Source organism: Nitrospirota bacterium, assembly GCA_015233895.1.
Taxonomy (GTDB): domain Bacteria; phylum Nitrospirota; class Thermodesulfovibrionia; order Thermodesulfovibrionales; family Magnetobacteriaceae; genus Magnetomonas.
Genome location: JADFXG010000001.1, coordinates 18949 through 35193, shown reverse-complemented (window position 1 = coordinate 35193; position 16245 = coordinate 18949). Strand labels below are relative to the sequence as shown.

Below are 16245 nucleotides of genomic sequence, written 5' to 3'. Positions count from 1 at the left end.
CCGTAATTTTAACTTATACACGCTGCGTTTAATATCCCTGTTAACATGGAAATTACACCGAGAAACATTCCTGTTGAAACCTGATTTGATGAAATATCATTAACGAGTGTTGGAAATACAAGTCTTACTGCTAAAAAGGAAATTACCTGAACAACAAGCGCCACACCTGCCCAGATAAACATATCAAGCAGGTCTGCGCTATGCGTTATGGCGCTTGCCATTGGCAGCACAAAACCTATCAAAGCTCCGCTAAAACTCAATGCTGCGGCAGTGTTTCCCTCATGTATCAGCTTAAACTCGTTGTAAGGTGTTATGCGCTTATAGATGATACTGAAGAGAAACAAAAAAACCACTGAAGAGATAAAATAACTCATAAAGGCTTTAAGTCCGTTAATTAACATTGTTGTTTTCTCCTTTTTGCTTAAATTGTCATGGTATGAAGTAGTGAGGAACAAATCTGCTTGTATTTTTAGTGATAGCAGAGTCGTCCTCTCTGATTCCAAGACCTGCGGGCTGTCCGTTTATGACCCATGAGCCGACAACCGCATGGTTTCCGGAAAACTCAGGGAGTGCCCTGATTTCCTGATATACAAATCCCTCCGAGCCATAGGTGCCATCCGTGGTTTCAGTCATGCTGCCCCCTCTGAACACTGACACATTGGCTCCTTCCCGGGAAAAAATCGGTTTCTTTACGTAGTTACCCCTTAAGCTCCGCGCACCGTGATATGTGGGGATTAGATTAGGATGGTTTGGGTACATTTCCCAAAGCAGGGCAAGCATCGCCTTGTTGGAAAGAACCATTTTCCAGGGTGGCTCATATAATCTTATAGTACCCTTTAACACATTCGGCCCAAACTCATCGGCAAGCAGCCATTCCCACGGATAGAGCTTAAACATGTGCTCTATGACCTCGCCACTTTGATCATAAAACATTCCATTGTCAGAGGAATATCCGATATCCTCTATGAATATGTGTCTGCCATCAATGCCCGTCTGAATTGCCACATCCTGCAGATACTGCACCGTCACAAGGTCCTCCTCGTAGTCTTTCACACAGCTAAAAAACATCGGAGCATTGACCGCCATTGCTCTTGACACAGCCTTAAAAGCGTCAAGAAGCTTTTCGTGAATTGAATTAAACTGATCATACTCTGGAAACAGCTCCTCCAGCCACATCCACTGTACAACGCTTGATTCAAAAAGAGACGTTGGTGTATCGGCGTTGTATTCAAGCAGACAGGGATTTCCGTCCTTGTCAAAAGAAAAATCAAATCGCCCGTAAATGGAAATCTGTTGATGTTTTAAAACTGTCTTTATATAATCTTCGTATGCCTCAGGGATATGGAGTCTCCTAAACAGGTTCTTGTCTGCTACAACTCTGACTGCCTCTATGCACATTTCGTGCAGAAGCAGAGTGACGCGTTCAATCTCATCTATCTCTTCAGTGGTAAACTCATAACAGACTCCCTCGTTCCAGTACGTGCCGTCGGCTGAGTGAAATGTAAAGCCGATTTCGTCCATATGTGTTTGCCAGTTATCTCGTTGCCGTACTATTTGCCGTTTCATGATACAGATGAGTGATGCGACGATGATGAGCCAAATCCACCGCGCACGATGTGGGAGGAGGAAAACGTGGAGGTTGAGTGAGTGGAACGTACGCCGAGACTTGACTGGGAAAAAACCATAGACTTACTCATCGGACTTGGTTTATCTGTGCCATGAGGGATGTACCACGAGTTACCATGATAGAAAAAATAGCTTGGTCCGTAGTAACCTCCGCCGGCAAGCCGTTGTTCACAATTATCTGCGCTGTCCCAGTCCCTGGCGCAATCCTCTTTAGTCTTGTATATTTCTCTATTTGTGTCTTTCCAGCCTGTCTCATCGCCGCAAGAGACGAGTGTCGCTGTGGTAATCAGCACCAATGAAATAAGCTTAGACCTTTTCATAACTATTAAGCTCCATAAATACGTAAACATTACATTATACAATAAATCCGGTTCTGCTACACAAAAATATTCGGTTCTGCTGTATTTTCAGGGTGGATGCACTTTCCATTAAAGCTCCTGCGTAAATAAATTTAGGAAAGTTACTAATTCTGCCAACGCCGAAACAGTGCAAAAAATAATCTAATTTTAACTGCTATGTACGCCTGTACACAAACCCATAAAATAGGTTATAATAGTCATGGTTTTTTAGTGGAATATTTTTTTATTTTTTTGCTAAAATTAATGTTAGACATAAGTAAACAGGCACAGGAGGTTTAAGAGCCAAATGAAGGATCGTGTAGCGTTGATAACTGGTTCAGCCAGAGGGATAGGAAAGGCTATAGCCGAGGTGTTGGCTCAAAGAGGGGCCAATGTGGTGATTTCTGACGTTAATCTTGAAGAGGCACAAAAGACTGCCGCTGAAATTGCCTCCCTTGGCGTAAAAACAATGGCCGTTAAATTTGATGTGTCTAATTCTAAAGAGGTCACTGAGGCATTTTCTACCATTATAGCTGAGTTTGGCCAACTTGATATACTTATCAACAATGCCGGTATCACCAAAGACTCTCTTATAATGAGAATGAAGGACGAGGACTGGGATGCCGTTATAAATGTAAACCTAAAGAGCGTGTTTTTGTGCTCTAAAGAGGCTCTTAAAACCATGTCTAAGCAGAGATATGGCAGAATTGTTAACATTGCCTCAATAGTTGCCTTTATCGGAAATGCCGGACAGGCTAACTACAGCGCCTCGAAGGCCGGTATCATAGGGCTTACGAAGACTACCGCTAAAGAGTATGCTAAAAGAAATATAACCGTTAATGCTGTGGCGCCCGGGTTTATTAAAACCGCAATGACTGAAGCGCTGCCGGATAAAGTGAAAGAGGATATGTTTAACGCTATCCCTATGGGACGCTTTGGCGAGGTCTCTGATGTTGCTAATGCAGTAGCATTTCTTGCCTCAGAGTCGGCTATGTATATTACCGGGAATGTCATACACGTAAATGGTGGAATGTATATGTAGATTCCACGCACACAGGTGAGTATAACGAACTGAAATTAATACATAAACAAACGGAGGTTAATTTAATGTCAGTAAATGTAGAGGAAAAAGTAAAAGAGATAATATCCAAGCAGCTGGGCGTGGACATGGCTCAAATAAAACCGGAGGCTTCGTTTGTAGAAGACCTCGGGGCAGACTCACTGGATACCGTGGAGCTTGTAATGGCCTTTGAGGAGGCTTTTTCAGTTCAAATACCGGATGAAGATGCAGAGAAGATCACCAAAGTCGAGGATGCCGTCAACTACATAAAGAAAAAGCTTGGTCAATAGGTAAAGTTCGGTTAAATTTGCAGCCGCCGGAATTTACGTAAAAGGAGGCATATGGCAAAGGCAAGAGTTGTAGTAACAGGGCTTGGGCTGATATCCCCACTTGGTACAGGGGTGGAGAAATCCTGGGAGGCGCTTGTTGCCGGTAAATCCGGTATTGGGCGGATCACACGTTTTGATGACCCGGCTATTCCTGTACAAATTGCAGGTGAAGTAGATGACTTTAATCCTGAAGCCTACATCCATCCAAAGGAAATCAAAAAGATGGACAGATTTATCCACTTTGCCATCGGCGCTTCTGATATGGCGGTTAAAGATTCAGGGCTTAAAATAACTGAGGAAAACGCCGACAGAGCAGGTGTCTATATAGGTTCAGGCATTGGCGGTTTACCAGCTATTGAGCACTATTACAAGGGCTATCTCGATGGCGGTTATAAAAAAGTGTCTCCATTTTTTATCCCTATGTTGATAATTAACCTGGCTGCCGGAAATGTTTCTATGCTTACAGGAGCAAAGGGTCCTAACTCTGCTGTGGCAACAGCATGTGCCTCCGGTAATCACGCTATTGGGGATGCTTTTAAAATAATTCAGCGCGGGGATGCTGATGTTATGATAGCTGGCGGAGCAGAGTCAGTAATAACTCCCCTTTCAATATCAGGCTTTACAGTGATGAAAGCGCTCTCACGGAGAAACGATGAACCGCAAAAGGCCAGCCGTCCATTTGAACTAAATCGCGACGGATTTGTCATGGGTGAAGGGGCAGGGATACTCGTTCTCGAAAATCTGGAGCATGCAATTAAAAGAGATGCTAAAATATACGCCGAGATAGTTGGTTACGCTATGACAGGCGATGCCTACCACATAACCTCCCCTGCGCCTGAGGGCGAGGGAGCGCGCAGGTGTATGGCGGCTGCCGTTAAAGATGCCGGCGTACCGTATGAAAAAATTGACTATATAAATGCTCATGGAACATCCACTAAGTTTAACGATGAGCTTGAATCTATGGCGATAAAATATGTTTTTAAAGACCATGCCTATAAACTGATGGTAAGTTCTACAAAATCTATGACCGGACATCTGTTAGGGGCGTCAGGCGGAGTTGAGGCCGTGTTTTGTTCTCTCAGTTTACATAGAGGAATTGTACTTCCTACTATAAATCTTGATGAGCCAGACCCTGAGTGCGACCTTGATTATGTGCCACACACCACACGGGACGCTAAAATTGAATATGCCATGTCAAACTCATTTGGTTTTGGCGGCACTAACGCTTGCTTAGTATTTAAAAAGTTTTCTCAGGGTAGGACATAACCGGTTACAAATGCTTGAAGAGGCGCTAATCTATCATTTTGTAAACAAAAAACTCCTTGAAGAGGCCATAACTCACAGGTCATACTATCATGAGTGTTCGGACAAGAGCCGCAAGTATAATGAACGGATAGAGTTTCTCGGCGACTCTGTCCTGGGGCTTACCATAACAGAGGCGTTGTTTAATGAAGCCGCCATTTTCACTGAATCTGAGATGTCTAAGATGAAATCATATCTCGTATCAAAAAAGATGCTTCACCGGATAGCCACAGGGCTTAACCTCGGTAGTTACCTGAGACTTGGAAAAGGTGAGGAGATGACAGGGGGACGTGAAAAGGCGTCATTACTGGCAAACTCCATGGAGGCCATAATAGGAGCCGTATTTCTTGACTCTGACTATAACAAAGCTAAAGAGGTAGTCCTTAACCTTTATAAAAAGGAAATAGAAGAGCTTGTGGTTAAACAGCGGTGTTTTGACTATAAGACAGAACTTCAGGAGCTTGGCCAAAAACTTTACTCAGAGCTCCCGGAGTACGTGCTTGCAGATGAATGCGGCACTGACCACGATAAGTCCTTTACCTATGAGGTAAGGCTAAACGGCAGGTGTTTTGGTACGGGCGAGGGCAAAAACAAGAAATCGGCACAATCAGAAGCTGCCCGCACAGCCCTTGAGGCAATTAAGGATGTTGTTGTGCTGCTTCAAAAAAGAAATGAAAAAACCACAAACTTATAAAAACGCTGGGGTTGATATAGAGGCTGGGGATGCCTTCGTAAAACGTATCACCCCTCATGCGGCAAAAACTCTGCGGAAAGAGGTGCTTACAGGGATTGGGCCCTTTAGTGCACTGTTTAAACTTGACCTAAAAAAATATCACTCTCCGGTGCTGGTAAGCGGCACTGATGGTGTTGGCACTAAGTTAAAACTTGCCTTTATGACAGGCATTCATGACACTGTGGGCATAGATCTTGTTGCGATGTGTGTTAACGATGTGCTAACAACCTCAGCTGAGCCACTTTTTTTCCTTGATTATCTATCGGTGTCAAACTTGCAGCCGGAGGTGCTTGAGCAGGTTATAAAGGGGATAGCCGAGGGTTGTTTGCAGGCGGGATGTTCGTTAATTGGCGGAGAGACGGCAGAGATGCCGGGGTTCTATGAAAGCGGTGAATATGACATGGCGGGGTTTTGCGTTGGTGTTGTTAACTCCGATGAAATAACAGATGGTTCTGTTATCATGCCGAGCGACTCCATTATTGGGCTACCCTCAAGTGGCATCCACAGTAACGGGTATTCACTTGTCAGAAAAGTGTTTTTTGAAATTGCGGGCTTAAAAGTTGATTCATATGTAAAAGAGCTTGGAAAAACCATTGGTGAGGAGCTATTGACTCCTACGGCAATATATGTAAAGAGCATCCTTGAGCTTAAGACAACTGTGAAAATAAAAGGTATGGCGCATATAACCGGAGGCGGCATAACCGGAAACATTCCGCGGGTTTTGCCTGATGGATACGGCGCCCGTATTGATAAATCCACATGGCAGCGTCCTGCCGTGTTTGACCTTATAAAAGATATCGGCAATGTTCCTGAAGACGAAATGTACAGCACCTTTAACCAGGGGATAGGCTATGTGGTTGTAACATGTAAAGAGGACTCGGCAGCTGCTCTGAAAAAATTAAACGCTTTGGGACATAAGGCTTTTATTATAGGTGAGGTTGTAGAGGGCGAGAGAGTTAGTTATAGTAATTAAGGAGCAGCTTCAGGCCCCTTCAAAGACCTTACGAACGGTAATGAAATTGACTGAAAAAATAAGGACAGGCTCTAAAATAACTAAAAAATACGATAAGCCTATAACTCCTTATCAAAGAGTCTTAATGTCACCGCAAGTGCCACAAGAGAATAAGGACAGACTTCTCAATATACCGTACTAAACCCGGCAGAGCTCAAAAGAAACATTACACGGTTACAGGAAAAGCTTCAGGAACTCACTCTCTTGAAGGAGGAAGTCATTAAAAACAAAAATCTGACAAAAGCAAAAGCTTGACTAATACCAAAAACTCAGGTTCTAATAATAATGCTTACAGATAGATTATACTATGAGGCAACTATTATACTTTCGTATAGATTTTCTATTGAGGCAACACGCACAGCTCTGTAAAGGTAAAGTTGTCAACATCAAAAAGCCCTTTATCGCTGATTTTCAAGGATGGGATAACAATCAGGGCCATAAAAGAAAGGAGCATAAAGGGCGACCGCAAAGGACTGCCCATTTTCTCCTTTACTATGCTGCTGATATAGCTATACCTTTTGGCTGTCTCATAGCCGTTAGCATTGGTCATGATGCCTCCAAAAGGAAGCGGCATAATGTCCTCTTTGCCGCCACACACTGCAGCTATCCCGCCACGGCTTTCTAAGACTAAATTTACAGCCCGGCAGATGTCTGAATCACGCACCCCTATGGCAATTATGTTATGGGAGTCATGAGCTATAGATGAGGCGATAGCGCCGGTTTTTAGTCCAAAATTCTTTATAAATCCAACCGCTGGCGCTGCATTTTCATATCTGTTAACCACTGCTATTTTAAGTAAATCTCTGCTTGTGTCGGAAATTGCATATAACCCTTCTATTTTAGGTGTAACCAACTCCATCTTAGTGGTAATTTGCCCGTCCTCAACTACAATAGCTTTAATCGTTCCGGATTTAGCTTCTATAGCGAAATCCTTTTTTGATTTTACTTGTGTGCTGAAATTATTTAACGGCTTCGCTTGTACACTTTTTATCAGTGTTTTACCGTCTTTAGCTACAAGGTTTCCGTTTATATAAGTCTCAAGGACATTAAACTCCGTGAGGTTATCTACAACGATAAAATCAGCATAATCACCCTCTCTTAAAAGTCCGACATCAAGGCCATAGTGCTTAACAGGATTTAAAGAGGTAGCTCTCAGTATCCTCATTATATCGATGCCGTGTTTTATCGCCCTTTTAACCATATCATTAATGTGGCTTTTAACCAGGTCGTCTGGGTGTTTATCGTCACTACACAACATAACTGTATCCGGATGGGTACGAATAAGCGGGACAAGCTCATCAAAATTTCTGGCAGCAGAGCCCTCCCGGATATGGATTTTCATGCCATAAGAGAGCTTTTCCAACGCCTCCTCAATTGTGACACACTCGTGGTCTGTGCTTATGCCGGCATCAATGTATTTCTTGCAACTCTCACCTCTTAATCCTGGTGCATGGCCATCTATTGGTTTTCCATACGACTTAGCCAGATTCAGGATAGCTATGACATCGGGAGAATCATTAATTACGCCCGGGAAATTCATCATCTCACTGAGATATTTAATATTATCCGACATCAACAATTCTCTGATTTCATTAATCCCCAAAGAACTGCCAGCGGTTTCAAACGGGGTAGCAGGAACGCATGAAGGTGCTCCAAAGTAAAATTTAAACGGCACACTGTCTCCGTTTTCTATCATAAATCTCACCCCCTCAACTCCGCACACATTTGCTATCTCATGGGGGTCGGAGACTGTGGCGACCGTGCCACAAACGACGGCAAGACGGGCAAACTCAGAAGGAATCAACATTGAGCTCTCTATATGAATGTGTGAATCTATTAAGCCCGGGACAATGTATCTGTTGAAGGGCACATGTTCCCGTTTTATTGAAACAATCCGAGCGTTGTTGACTGTTATGGTTGCAGGATACACCGTTTCACTAAAAATATCCACAATTTTGCCGGAGATTTGCAAAACAGTATGCCTCCTTTATCTACTGCTGGTATTGTCTTTCAACCGGTTAATGTCTATCGAGTGTTCTTTAATCTTTAGTTGTAACCGTTGTCTGTGTATGTTCAAAAGTCTTGCAGCCTTAGAAATATTGCCACAGGCTGCTGCAAGAGCGTTAACGAGAAGGCTTCGTTCGTACTCCTCCATTGCGCTTTTCAATGGTTTTAACCCCTCAGTATGATTTTGGCTTATATGTGTTTTGCGAATAATCGGGGGCAGGTCATTTATGGTAATTTTATCGCCTATAGCAACAGCTACGGCGTATTCTATGAAGTTTTCGAGCTCTCGTATATTGCCCGGAAAGTCATAACCTAATAAAGCGTTCATTGCATCTGTAGTTATTTCGATTACGGATTTATTTTCGTATTTTGAGGATGCTTTTTTTAGAAAGTGCATAGCAAGAAGAGGTATATCGTCCCGTCTTTCCCTGAGGGGAGGTATGTGGATAGCAATAACGTTAAGCCTGTAGTACAGGTCTTCCCGGAATGAGCCCTCAGAGACAGCCTTTTTAATGTCGCGGTTTGTCGCGGCTATTACCCTTACGTTTGACTTTACCGGGCTATTGCTGCCGACTTTGTAAAACTCGCCGTCCTGAAGTGTCCTTAAAAGCTTTACCTGGAAATCAGGCATAGTTTCGCCTATCTCATCAAGAAAGAGGGTGCCCATGGAGGCCGCTTCAAAAAAGCCGTTCTTATCCCTTATAGCTCCTGTAAAAGCACCTTTTACGTGTCCAAAGAGTTCTGATTCTATCAAACTTTGCGATATGGCGCCGCAGTTTACAGCGACGAAACGGTTGTTGCACCTCTTTGAATTATAGTGTATTGCCCTTGCAACAAGCTCTTTGCCGGTGCCGCTCTCTCCGGTTATAAAGACGTTACTGTCACTTTCCTCGGTTTGTTTGATTATTTTGAAAATCTGCTCGATGCTGCTGCTTTTACCAACTATGTTTTCAAAAGAGCCGTGGAGCTCCCTGCGCAGCATGTTTATCTCCTCAGTCAGTTTAATTGTCTCAATAGCGTGTTTGCAGGTAATCCTGATCTTATCCAGAGACAGGGGTTTTGTTAAAAAGTCGTAAGCGCCGCCTTTTATAGCCTCCACGGCAGTCTCTATCGTCCCATATCCTGTTATGACAATAATTTGCGCATTGGGGAGCTTTTCTTTTACAAATCTGACAATTTCAATACCGCTCATATCCGGAAGCTTTAAATCCGTTACTATAAGCTTGAAATCCTGTTGAGAAATAAGTTCGGCAGCAGAATTGCCGGTTATGGCGGTTGTAACGTCATAGCCCTCTTTTGTTAAAACCAATTCTAAAAACCGGCATATGTCTTTTTCATCGTCTATTACGAGGGTTCTTATCATTATGCCGTTTTGCAGGCGCTTTTTAAGGTCTTAATCAGGACATCTATTTCGGGCGGCTTTCTCAGAATCTCAAAAACTCCAAGTTTTCTGGCTTCTTTCTCTTCTTTTTCCGAGCTGTAGCCGGTTAGTATGATTACAGGTACTGAGGAGAGGTTTTGCTTAATCCACTTAAATACTTCTAAACCGTCCATCCCGGGCATTTTCATGTCAAGAACTATTACCTGAGGTGTATAGCTTTTCAGCCGCTCAATGGCCTCAGCTCCGCAATAAGCAATCTCAACCACGTATCTTCTCATGGCAAGCCGCTGGGCAAGGATTTCCACAAAGGCTTTTTCATCGTCTATTAAAAACACCTTTAAGGCACCCATATTTCATGCCTCCTTTGTACTAATATGCCTGGGAATCAGTATTTCCACTGACTGTTCCAGCCACTGGATTTTATAACCTGTTTGTGAGAGAATAAAATCAATCAGAACATTATCTATACAAGCTACATCCAAAGGCAAAATAGTGACAGACACATCGTTGACGGAATATTTGGTTTTGATTTTTATTACGCTGTTTGGTTTAATTGCTGTTATGGTTTTGTAAAGAAAAAGAAATATCAAAAATTGAAACAACGATGGGTTCGTAAACACTGGTTTAAGGGTTGGTTCAAATTCTGTTTCAAGAATGACCCTGTTTTGTACCGCAGCCTTATGCAGTAAAGTAACAAGCTCTTCAAGTGCATCGTTTACTCCAAACAGAGTGTGCTCAGTATCCATTCTGTGGCCGAAATGATTTAGAAAACTTGTAAACTGAGATGAAGCTTTTATTTGAGACTTTGTTTTTTGTCCCAGTTCAAGAATCTGAACAGAATCTATTTCAGAGCTTTCCCCAGAAAACTCAATTATGTCACCCATAAGCCCTACCGACTCATTTATGATAGCCATGTGGTTTTTTATCTCATGAGTATAGAGGGATAGTATTTTGGCAATGAAGTGCAGGCGTTCATTCGTTAGTTCATGTTCTAAGTCTTTATTTTCCATTTCACATTCCTTTGAGAAGTTGGTGCTATTGCGGTATATTTATAGATAATTAGCCGATTTTACCGGCAAATCTATTGAAAATTCCGTCCACTTTCCTTCCTCGCTTTCTACGTGAATCTTACCACCTATTTTTTCCATTATACCATAAGATATGAAAAGTCCAAGCCCTGTGCCCTTACCACGCTCCTTAGTTGTAAAGAAAGGCTCGAATATATGTTGTATTTGTCCTGCAGGTATGCCCGGGCCGTTGTCTTTAATGGAAACATATACAGTTTCCTTGTCCTTAAAACCGGTTGATAATTCTATTATGCCGCCGTGTGAGACGGCATCCACAGCGTTATTGATTATGTTAAGCAATACCTGCTGAAGCTGCCCTTTGTCTGTTAATATGTGGGGCAGGTTTTCGTCGAAATTTTTAGCAAGATGAATGTCCCTGAAAAGGATTTCCTTTTCGAGGAAACTAACTACCTCATGTACGGTATCGTTTAGGTCAGTAGGTTCGTTGGTTACGTCAAGGTGGCGGGCAAATCCCAGCAGGCGATGGGTTATAGTGCGGCACCGGTTTACTGCATCCATTATACCATTTGTGAGGGTGATAAATTTATCCTTCATACGTGTGTTGTCGGTGAAAGACCGGGACTGTTCTTTCTCCCCCGATTCTAAGGACATTTCGAGCATATCTTTCATCAGTCCGGCGTTTTGGCTTATAATTGACATCGGGTTGTTGATTTCGTGAGCAACGCCTGCTGAAAGCCTGCCTATGGAGGCGAGTTTGCTGGATTGCTCTATCTCTAAAAATGCTATATCTCTTTTTTGGTCTGAATCCTTAATCCAGTTGACCATAACGTGAGCCATACGAAGCGTCACGGCAACAATAATCATAAGACACAGGACATATACTATAAGCAGTTCGCTCAGAAAAGATTTTGAAATCGTTGTATCCTCCCTGGACTTTACATGGGCAATGAGTATCCATGGGGAGTTTTTAATGTAGGTATATCCTAAAATTCCATTGGAGCCCGGTGTCTCCTCATCGGCCTGAAGAATCACCCCATGCTGGTTTAAAGGGATTTTACCTGTATAACGCATCAGTTCTTTTCCGTAAAATCTGGATGGTGTTTGCAAGATACCTTTGGTGTTAATTATAAAAACATCGTCGTTTTCCGTAAGGTTGACGTAGGATAAAAGTTGAACGAGTTTCTCCATATCTATTGTAGCCCTGAGCACCCAAAAGCCATTTTTACCAGGCAGGGTTTTTTTTACCGCAAAGGCAAAATGCGGTATTTTTCTGTACCCTTTGAATACATCGCTTATGTAGAAGTCTCTGACGTTTATTTTATAAAACCATTCCTGTTCTGAGTAATCATACCCTTTAAGTTTGTACGGCCCGGCGTATGACCTCATTATACCAAGCGAGTCAATAACACCAAGGTCAACGATAACGTCGCCAAAGTTCTTTTTGAAGTTCATAAAGCATTCATTAAATTTATCCTCCTGAAGGAGCTGTTCAAAGGAATATTCAGACGCTATAAAATAAAGAGCTGAAAGTTTCACATCCAAAAAATATTCCATGGAAAGCTTAGTGCTTTCAAGCTGCCAGGAAAGCTGGTTTTTAGTTTCCTCCTTTAAAACGTTTTTAAGCCACATACGGCCAACCACAATGACGATAAGAAGGAAAAAGGTGGAAATAACCGTCATAAGAAGTGTAATCGAGATTTTCATCCGTTTGTATCTGGCCTCACCAGATTCACCGGAATGGGAAAAATGCTTAAACACAGGGAGATTCTTAAAATAACCTCCAGGACTTTTTAACACAGTGGGCAGTCTTTCTCAGTACAGATGAGTATCTTTTTCACGGTAGATTTCCCTGTAGGCATCCTGCATGGTCTCTACGAGAAGTTCGATCTCAACCGGTTTTTCAAGATATGCAAAGGCGCCATATTTCATCGCATCGGCTTTATCCTGAGGTGTACCCTGTCCGGTAAGTATGATGACTTTAACGTGAGGGTGTTTACCTATTACCATCTTCAGCACTTCCATACCGTCCATTCCTGGCATTTTGAGATCAAGCACAAGTACGTCTGGCACCTCGGTGTCTAAGGAACTCATAGCATCCTCTCCGCTAAATACCGCAGAGGAACCTATTTCATGCAGAGAGAGCCGCTTGGAAAGGGTCAGAGCGAAATCCTTTTCGTCGTCAACTACGAGCACTTTAGAGAGCGTATCAAAATCAAACCTACTGTAATAGCCGCCGCTTTTAAAGTTCGGTCCAAAGGTGAAATCAATGTCACTTACACCGCTAATTGTAACTGCAATTTCTTTAAGCTCTTTTTTCAGTTTCTCAAGCCTTACCACGTTTTTCTCTATGGTTATAATTACTTTGCCATCTGTACATGCAACCCTAACGTCGTGCCCTTTTTGAGCAAGAGCAAGGTTAACCCTTGAAGCTAAAACAAAGTTATCTGCCGCCTTTTTCGATTTGTTGGTAAGGTGCAATGTTATTTTACCAAGATTTTCTGAAACCAGCTTCAATATTTCATCGGGTGAGATCTTATCTACCGGTATGAGCATGTCGTAAAGAGAGGCATCCCACGGTATCTTTTTGAAAAGATACTGAGTCCATGTGTTAATCTCATTATCATGTTTTGTAATGGTTTTGACAGCGTCTTTTTCTGAAAATTTTTCCTTCGACTCCATATTCTGCATCTTTGCTATTCTGTAGTTTATGTCTGCTATAAGGCAAACCCTTAAGACGTGGGTTATGTCCTGAGGAATAAGAAGAGCTGAAAACCCAGAATAAAGGATATTATCCTGTTTGAAGGTTTCAGCCAATACACTTTGTACATAAGCAAGATGGCGTTGCTTTTCATGTGTGAATTCGTTAAGTACTGCAGGAGCATGGTATAAATCCCTGATAAGCTTTTTCACCGGCACGTTAAAGCTCTCTGAGGTTCTCTGCAGTATTTCGTTTTCAGTTACGTAAACGAGGCCCAACTCTTTAACCAAATCATTTGAAATAACATCCTCGCCGCAAAATGTGCCGCTAAATAAAGCCACCACAGACATATTATCTCTCCTCAATAAACAATTTCCACTCCAAACCAGCCTGAAAGAGCATTCTTTTTAGGTCTGCCCTCAGTTCCGTAAATTACCATTTCCTAACAAAAAAGTCAACACGTTTACTGAAACACTTAGGGGTGTTTAAATGCTTATTTTGCTTGACAAAAAAGAAATCTTTAAACTACAATCACACCTGCGAGGATTGTTGTAAATTATTTTGCATAGGGAAGTGTTTTTATACAGGGCTGGTTTACAATTATAAAACAGTTTATCTGCATTTATAAGATTGCTTTGTATTATATTTCCATAAGATAGATTTAAAGCACGGGAGGTTTGTAATGCCAAAAATAGTACGAGTAGATATGGGAGGCGGTAAGACTGTTTTAATTGAGTCAAGTGATGAGGATTATGATTTGTCATTATTTGATTTTACTAAAGCCAATGGTGACGAACTCGAATCAAAAAGTTCTAAACCTAAATTAAAAATGGCTATTGATACCTTTAAAGATATTCAAGAAACAATACAGAACTTCACAAACTATACTATCAATGCTTTTAAAGAAGTGGCATTTGCAAATGTAAGTAAGGTTAAGTTAGAGTTTGGACTGAAACTTGCCGGTGAAGCGGGTATTCCACTCGTTACTAGCGGTTCAGCCGAAGGTACTATTAAAATAACCGTTGAATGTGATTTTCCTAAAAACGACAAAACATAACGATTAGTTAAGGTAATATCTATGAGCCGTAAAGCCCTTGTTGTTGGTATAAGCAACTATAAGAATAGTGCAGAGTTTAGAGAATTGGGTTCAGCTGCTAATGATGCACAAGTAATATATGAATTACTTTGTGGTAGTGGCTTTAACACTGTAACACCTTTACCCGCAGCTAAGGCTGATTCAGAAAGTCATTTTCAAGCTAAAGTTAAAAAAGACGGTGAAGTTAAAGCTAATGATCTCATAAGTGAAATGAAAGACTTATTCTGTGGTGAGAGTGCAAAGTCTACTGAAACAGCCTTATTATTTTTTTCAGGCCATGGCACTTCTGTCTATGATGTAGGGTATCTTGTGGTAACAGAAACGAATGGTGCTAATAAAGCTGTGCCATTTTCAACACTAATAGATATCTTAAATGATAGCCCTGTTCATAACAAAATAGTCTTTCTCGATTGTTGTTATAGTGGTTTAATAGCCTTGGAACTTCATAAGCATCAACTAACAGGGAATAATATCTTCATTATAGCAGCGTCAAATAAAAAAGCATTTGTAGATAAATCAGGTATACATGGGCTGTTGAGCGAAGCATTAATAGAGGGACTTGACCCTGTTAAGCAACAAAAAGAAGAGATAACCTTATCTTACCTTCAACATATTATAGAGAAAAAGATGGATGGTAAAATGCAGGAGCCTATTTTCTTAGGTTCAAAATCAAATTTAGTCATTACACGGGCTAAACTAAACAACACATATCCTAAACCAAATAACACTGATTTAAAAAAAAGTGTTGCACAGACACTACTTCCATACATGCCTGATCGCGATAAACAAGAAGGTAAAATAGAAAGAGCAATAAGAAATATTCAAAAATCAGATTCCAAACATCCTCTCTTATGTGTCACCCATGGTGATGAACAACAGTCCCACGATAAGTTTGTAGAGCGTCTGGAGGAGAGACTTAAAATGAGTATTGATTTGCCCAAGGGTAAAGTCAAAATTTATGTTTGGCCAGTTCCTTTACAAGAACCGTTTAAAGACTATGATAGTTTTTATAAAGTGTTGCTAAATGGTTTGAGCAAAGTAATAGTTAAACAAAGTTTGAAATCACCTGAAGAGATAAATGAAATACTGAACTGTTATGATATGGGTATCACTTATACAGTTTTTGATATTGATGGTTCACCGAGTGATAAAAAAGATGACTATCTCAAGATTTTGAAGTATTATGTAGAATTTTGGGGAAAATGGCCAAAAGAGAATCTCAAAACGTTATTTTTATCATGTTTATTATTTAAGTACAAGAGACAAAAGACAAGTTTTTTTAGTGGTATTTTCAAAAAAAATAAAACTGATAACATAGAAAATATAATAGAGACTAAATTAACAAAGCTGTGTTCAGAGTTTACAAAAGAATGTACTCTTGCAGACCCTGATTTCTTGTGTCTTGGAGGCTGTACTTTTAGTTTATTACCACCACTTACTGATGTCACGAAGGGTGAAGCAGAAGATTGGGCACGCAGTGAATATGTGAGGAATGATTATGATGTAGAGAATTCGAGACTGATAATTAGAAGAATCTATGACGAATGGGAAGCTAAACATAAATCTGACAAAATTCCCATGGAGCATCTTGCTAAGTTATTGAGAGAGAAAATACTCTAAAAATTTCTATTTTAC

Annotated in this window: 16 protein-coding genes; 7 read left to right on the top strand and 9 right to left on the bottom strand. The window is 41.3% G+C overall.

Annotation, left to right across the window (positions count from 1 at the left end; translation table 11 throughout):
* Positions 1-8 precede the first annotated feature (8 nt).
* The 3 genes from HQK88_00155 to HQK88_00145 are packed head-to-tail and all read right to left on the bottom strand — an operon-like array spanning position 9 to position 1946.
* Positions 9-401: a DUF350 domain-containing protein gene (locus HQK88_00155; GenBank protein MBF0615209.1), complete on the bottom strand. Its 393-nt coding sequence runs from the start codon at positions 399-401 to the stop codon at positions 9-11.
* 28 nt (positions 402-429) lie between these two features.
* Positions 430-1566 (bottom strand): glutathionylspermidine synthase family protein, encoded by a 1137-nt coding sequence (locus HQK88_00150; protein ID MBF0615208.1) that lies wholly within the window; start codon positions 1564-1566, stop codon positions 430-432.
* On the bottom strand, positions 1563-1946 hold the full coding sequence (locus HQK88_00145) for a hypothetical protein (protein MBF0615207.1): 384 nt from the start codon (positions 1944-1946) through the stop codon (positions 1563-1565). Before HQK88_00145 ends, HQK88_00150 begins: the two co-directional genes overlap by 4 nt.
* 325 nt (positions 1947-2271) lie before the next feature.
* Between HQK88_00145 and fabG the strand changes: the two genes are divergently transcribed.
* The 5 genes from fabG to HQK88_00120 all read left to right on the top strand — a co-directional run bounded on the left by fabG (position 2272) and on the right by HQK88_00120 (position 6361).
* Positions 2272-3006, top strand: coding sequence for a 3-oxoacyl-[acyl-carrier-protein] reductase (fabG, locus tag HQK88_00140; protein ID MBF0615206.1), 735 nt, complete (start codon positions 2272-2274; stop codon positions 3004-3006).
* Between the two features lie 65 nt (positions 3007-3071).
* Positions 3072-3314, top strand: a complete 243-nt coding sequence (acpP, locus tag HQK88_00135; GenBank protein ID MBF0615205.1) for an acyl carrier protein — start codon at positions 3072-3074, stop codon at positions 3312-3314.
* Positions 3315-3365: 51 nt separating this feature from the next.
* On the top strand, positions 3366-4619 hold the full coding sequence (gene fabF, locus HQK88_00130) for a beta-ketoacyl-ACP synthase II (protein MBF0615204.1): 1254 nt from the start codon (positions 3366-3368) through the stop codon (positions 4617-4619).
* A 10-nt stretch (positions 4620-4629) separates the two neighbouring features.
* Positions 4630-5349, top strand: coding sequence for a ribonuclease III (rnc, locus tag HQK88_00125; GenBank protein MBF0615203.1), 720 nt, complete (start codon positions 4630-4632; stop codon positions 5347-5349).
* On the top strand, positions 5327-6361 hold the full coding sequence (locus HQK88_00120; protein ID MBF0615202.1) for a phosphoribosylformylglycinamidine cyclo-ligase: 1035 nt from the start codon (positions 5327-5329) through the stop codon (positions 6359-6361). The genes rnc and HQK88_00120 overlap by 23 nt, the downstream gene beginning before the upstream one ends.
* Before the next feature lie 379 nt (positions 6362-6740).
* Here the strand turns inward: HQK88_00120 and ade are convergent, their stop codons facing one another.
* The 6 genes from ade to HQK88_00090 are packed head-to-tail and all read right to left on the bottom strand — an operon-like array spanning position 6741 to position 13864.
* Positions 6741-8372, bottom strand: a complete 1632-nt coding sequence (ade, locus tag HQK88_00115; GenBank protein ID MBF0615201.1) for an adenine deaminase — start codon at positions 8370-8372, stop codon at positions 6741-6743.
* Positions 8373-8387: 15 nt separating this feature from the next.
* The gene (locus HQK88_00110; GenBank protein MBF0615200.1) at positions 8388-9770 is read right to left on the bottom strand and encodes a sigma-54-dependent Fis family transcriptional regulator; all 1383 of its coding nucleotides are present in this window, start codon (positions 9768-9770) and stop codon (positions 8388-8390) included.
* The gene (locus tag HQK88_00105; protein ID MBF0615199.1) at positions 9770-10138 is read right to left on the bottom strand and encodes a response regulator; all 369 of its coding nucleotides are present in this window, start codon (positions 10136-10138) and stop codon (positions 9770-9772) included. The genes HQK88_00110 and HQK88_00105 overlap by 1 nt, the downstream gene beginning before the upstream one ends.
* A 3-nt stretch (positions 10139-10141) precedes the next feature.
* On the bottom strand, positions 10142-10798 hold the full coding sequence (locus HQK88_00100; GenBank protein MBF0615198.1) for a hypothetical protein: 657 nt from the start codon (positions 10796-10798) through the stop codon (positions 10142-10144).
* Between the two features lie 39 nt (positions 10799-10837).
* Positions 10838-12613, bottom strand: coding sequence for an ATP-binding protein (locus HQK88_00095; protein MBF0615197.1), 1776 nt, complete (start codon positions 12611-12613; stop codon positions 10838-10840).
* Positions 12614-12628: 15 nt separating this feature from the next.
* Positions 12629-13864, bottom strand: coding sequence for a response regulator (locus tag HQK88_00090; GenBank protein ID MBF0615196.1), 1236 nt, complete (start codon positions 13862-13864; stop codon positions 12629-12631).
* Between the two features lie 332 nt (positions 13865-14196).
* On the opposite strand from HQK88_00090, the gene HQK88_00085 reads away from it, so the two are divergent.
* A complete protein-coding gene (locus HQK88_00085; GenBank protein MBF0615195.1) occupies positions 14197-14571 on the top strand; it encodes a hypothetical protein in 375 nt (124 codons plus the stop codon).
* A gap of 21 nt (positions 14572-14592) precedes the next feature.
* Positions 14593-16230: a caspase family protein gene (locus tag HQK88_00080; GenBank protein ID MBF0615194.1), complete on the top strand. Its 1638-nt coding sequence runs from the start codon at positions 14593-14595 to the stop codon at positions 16228-16230.
* The last annotated feature ends 15 nt before the right edge of the window (positions 16231-16245 follow it).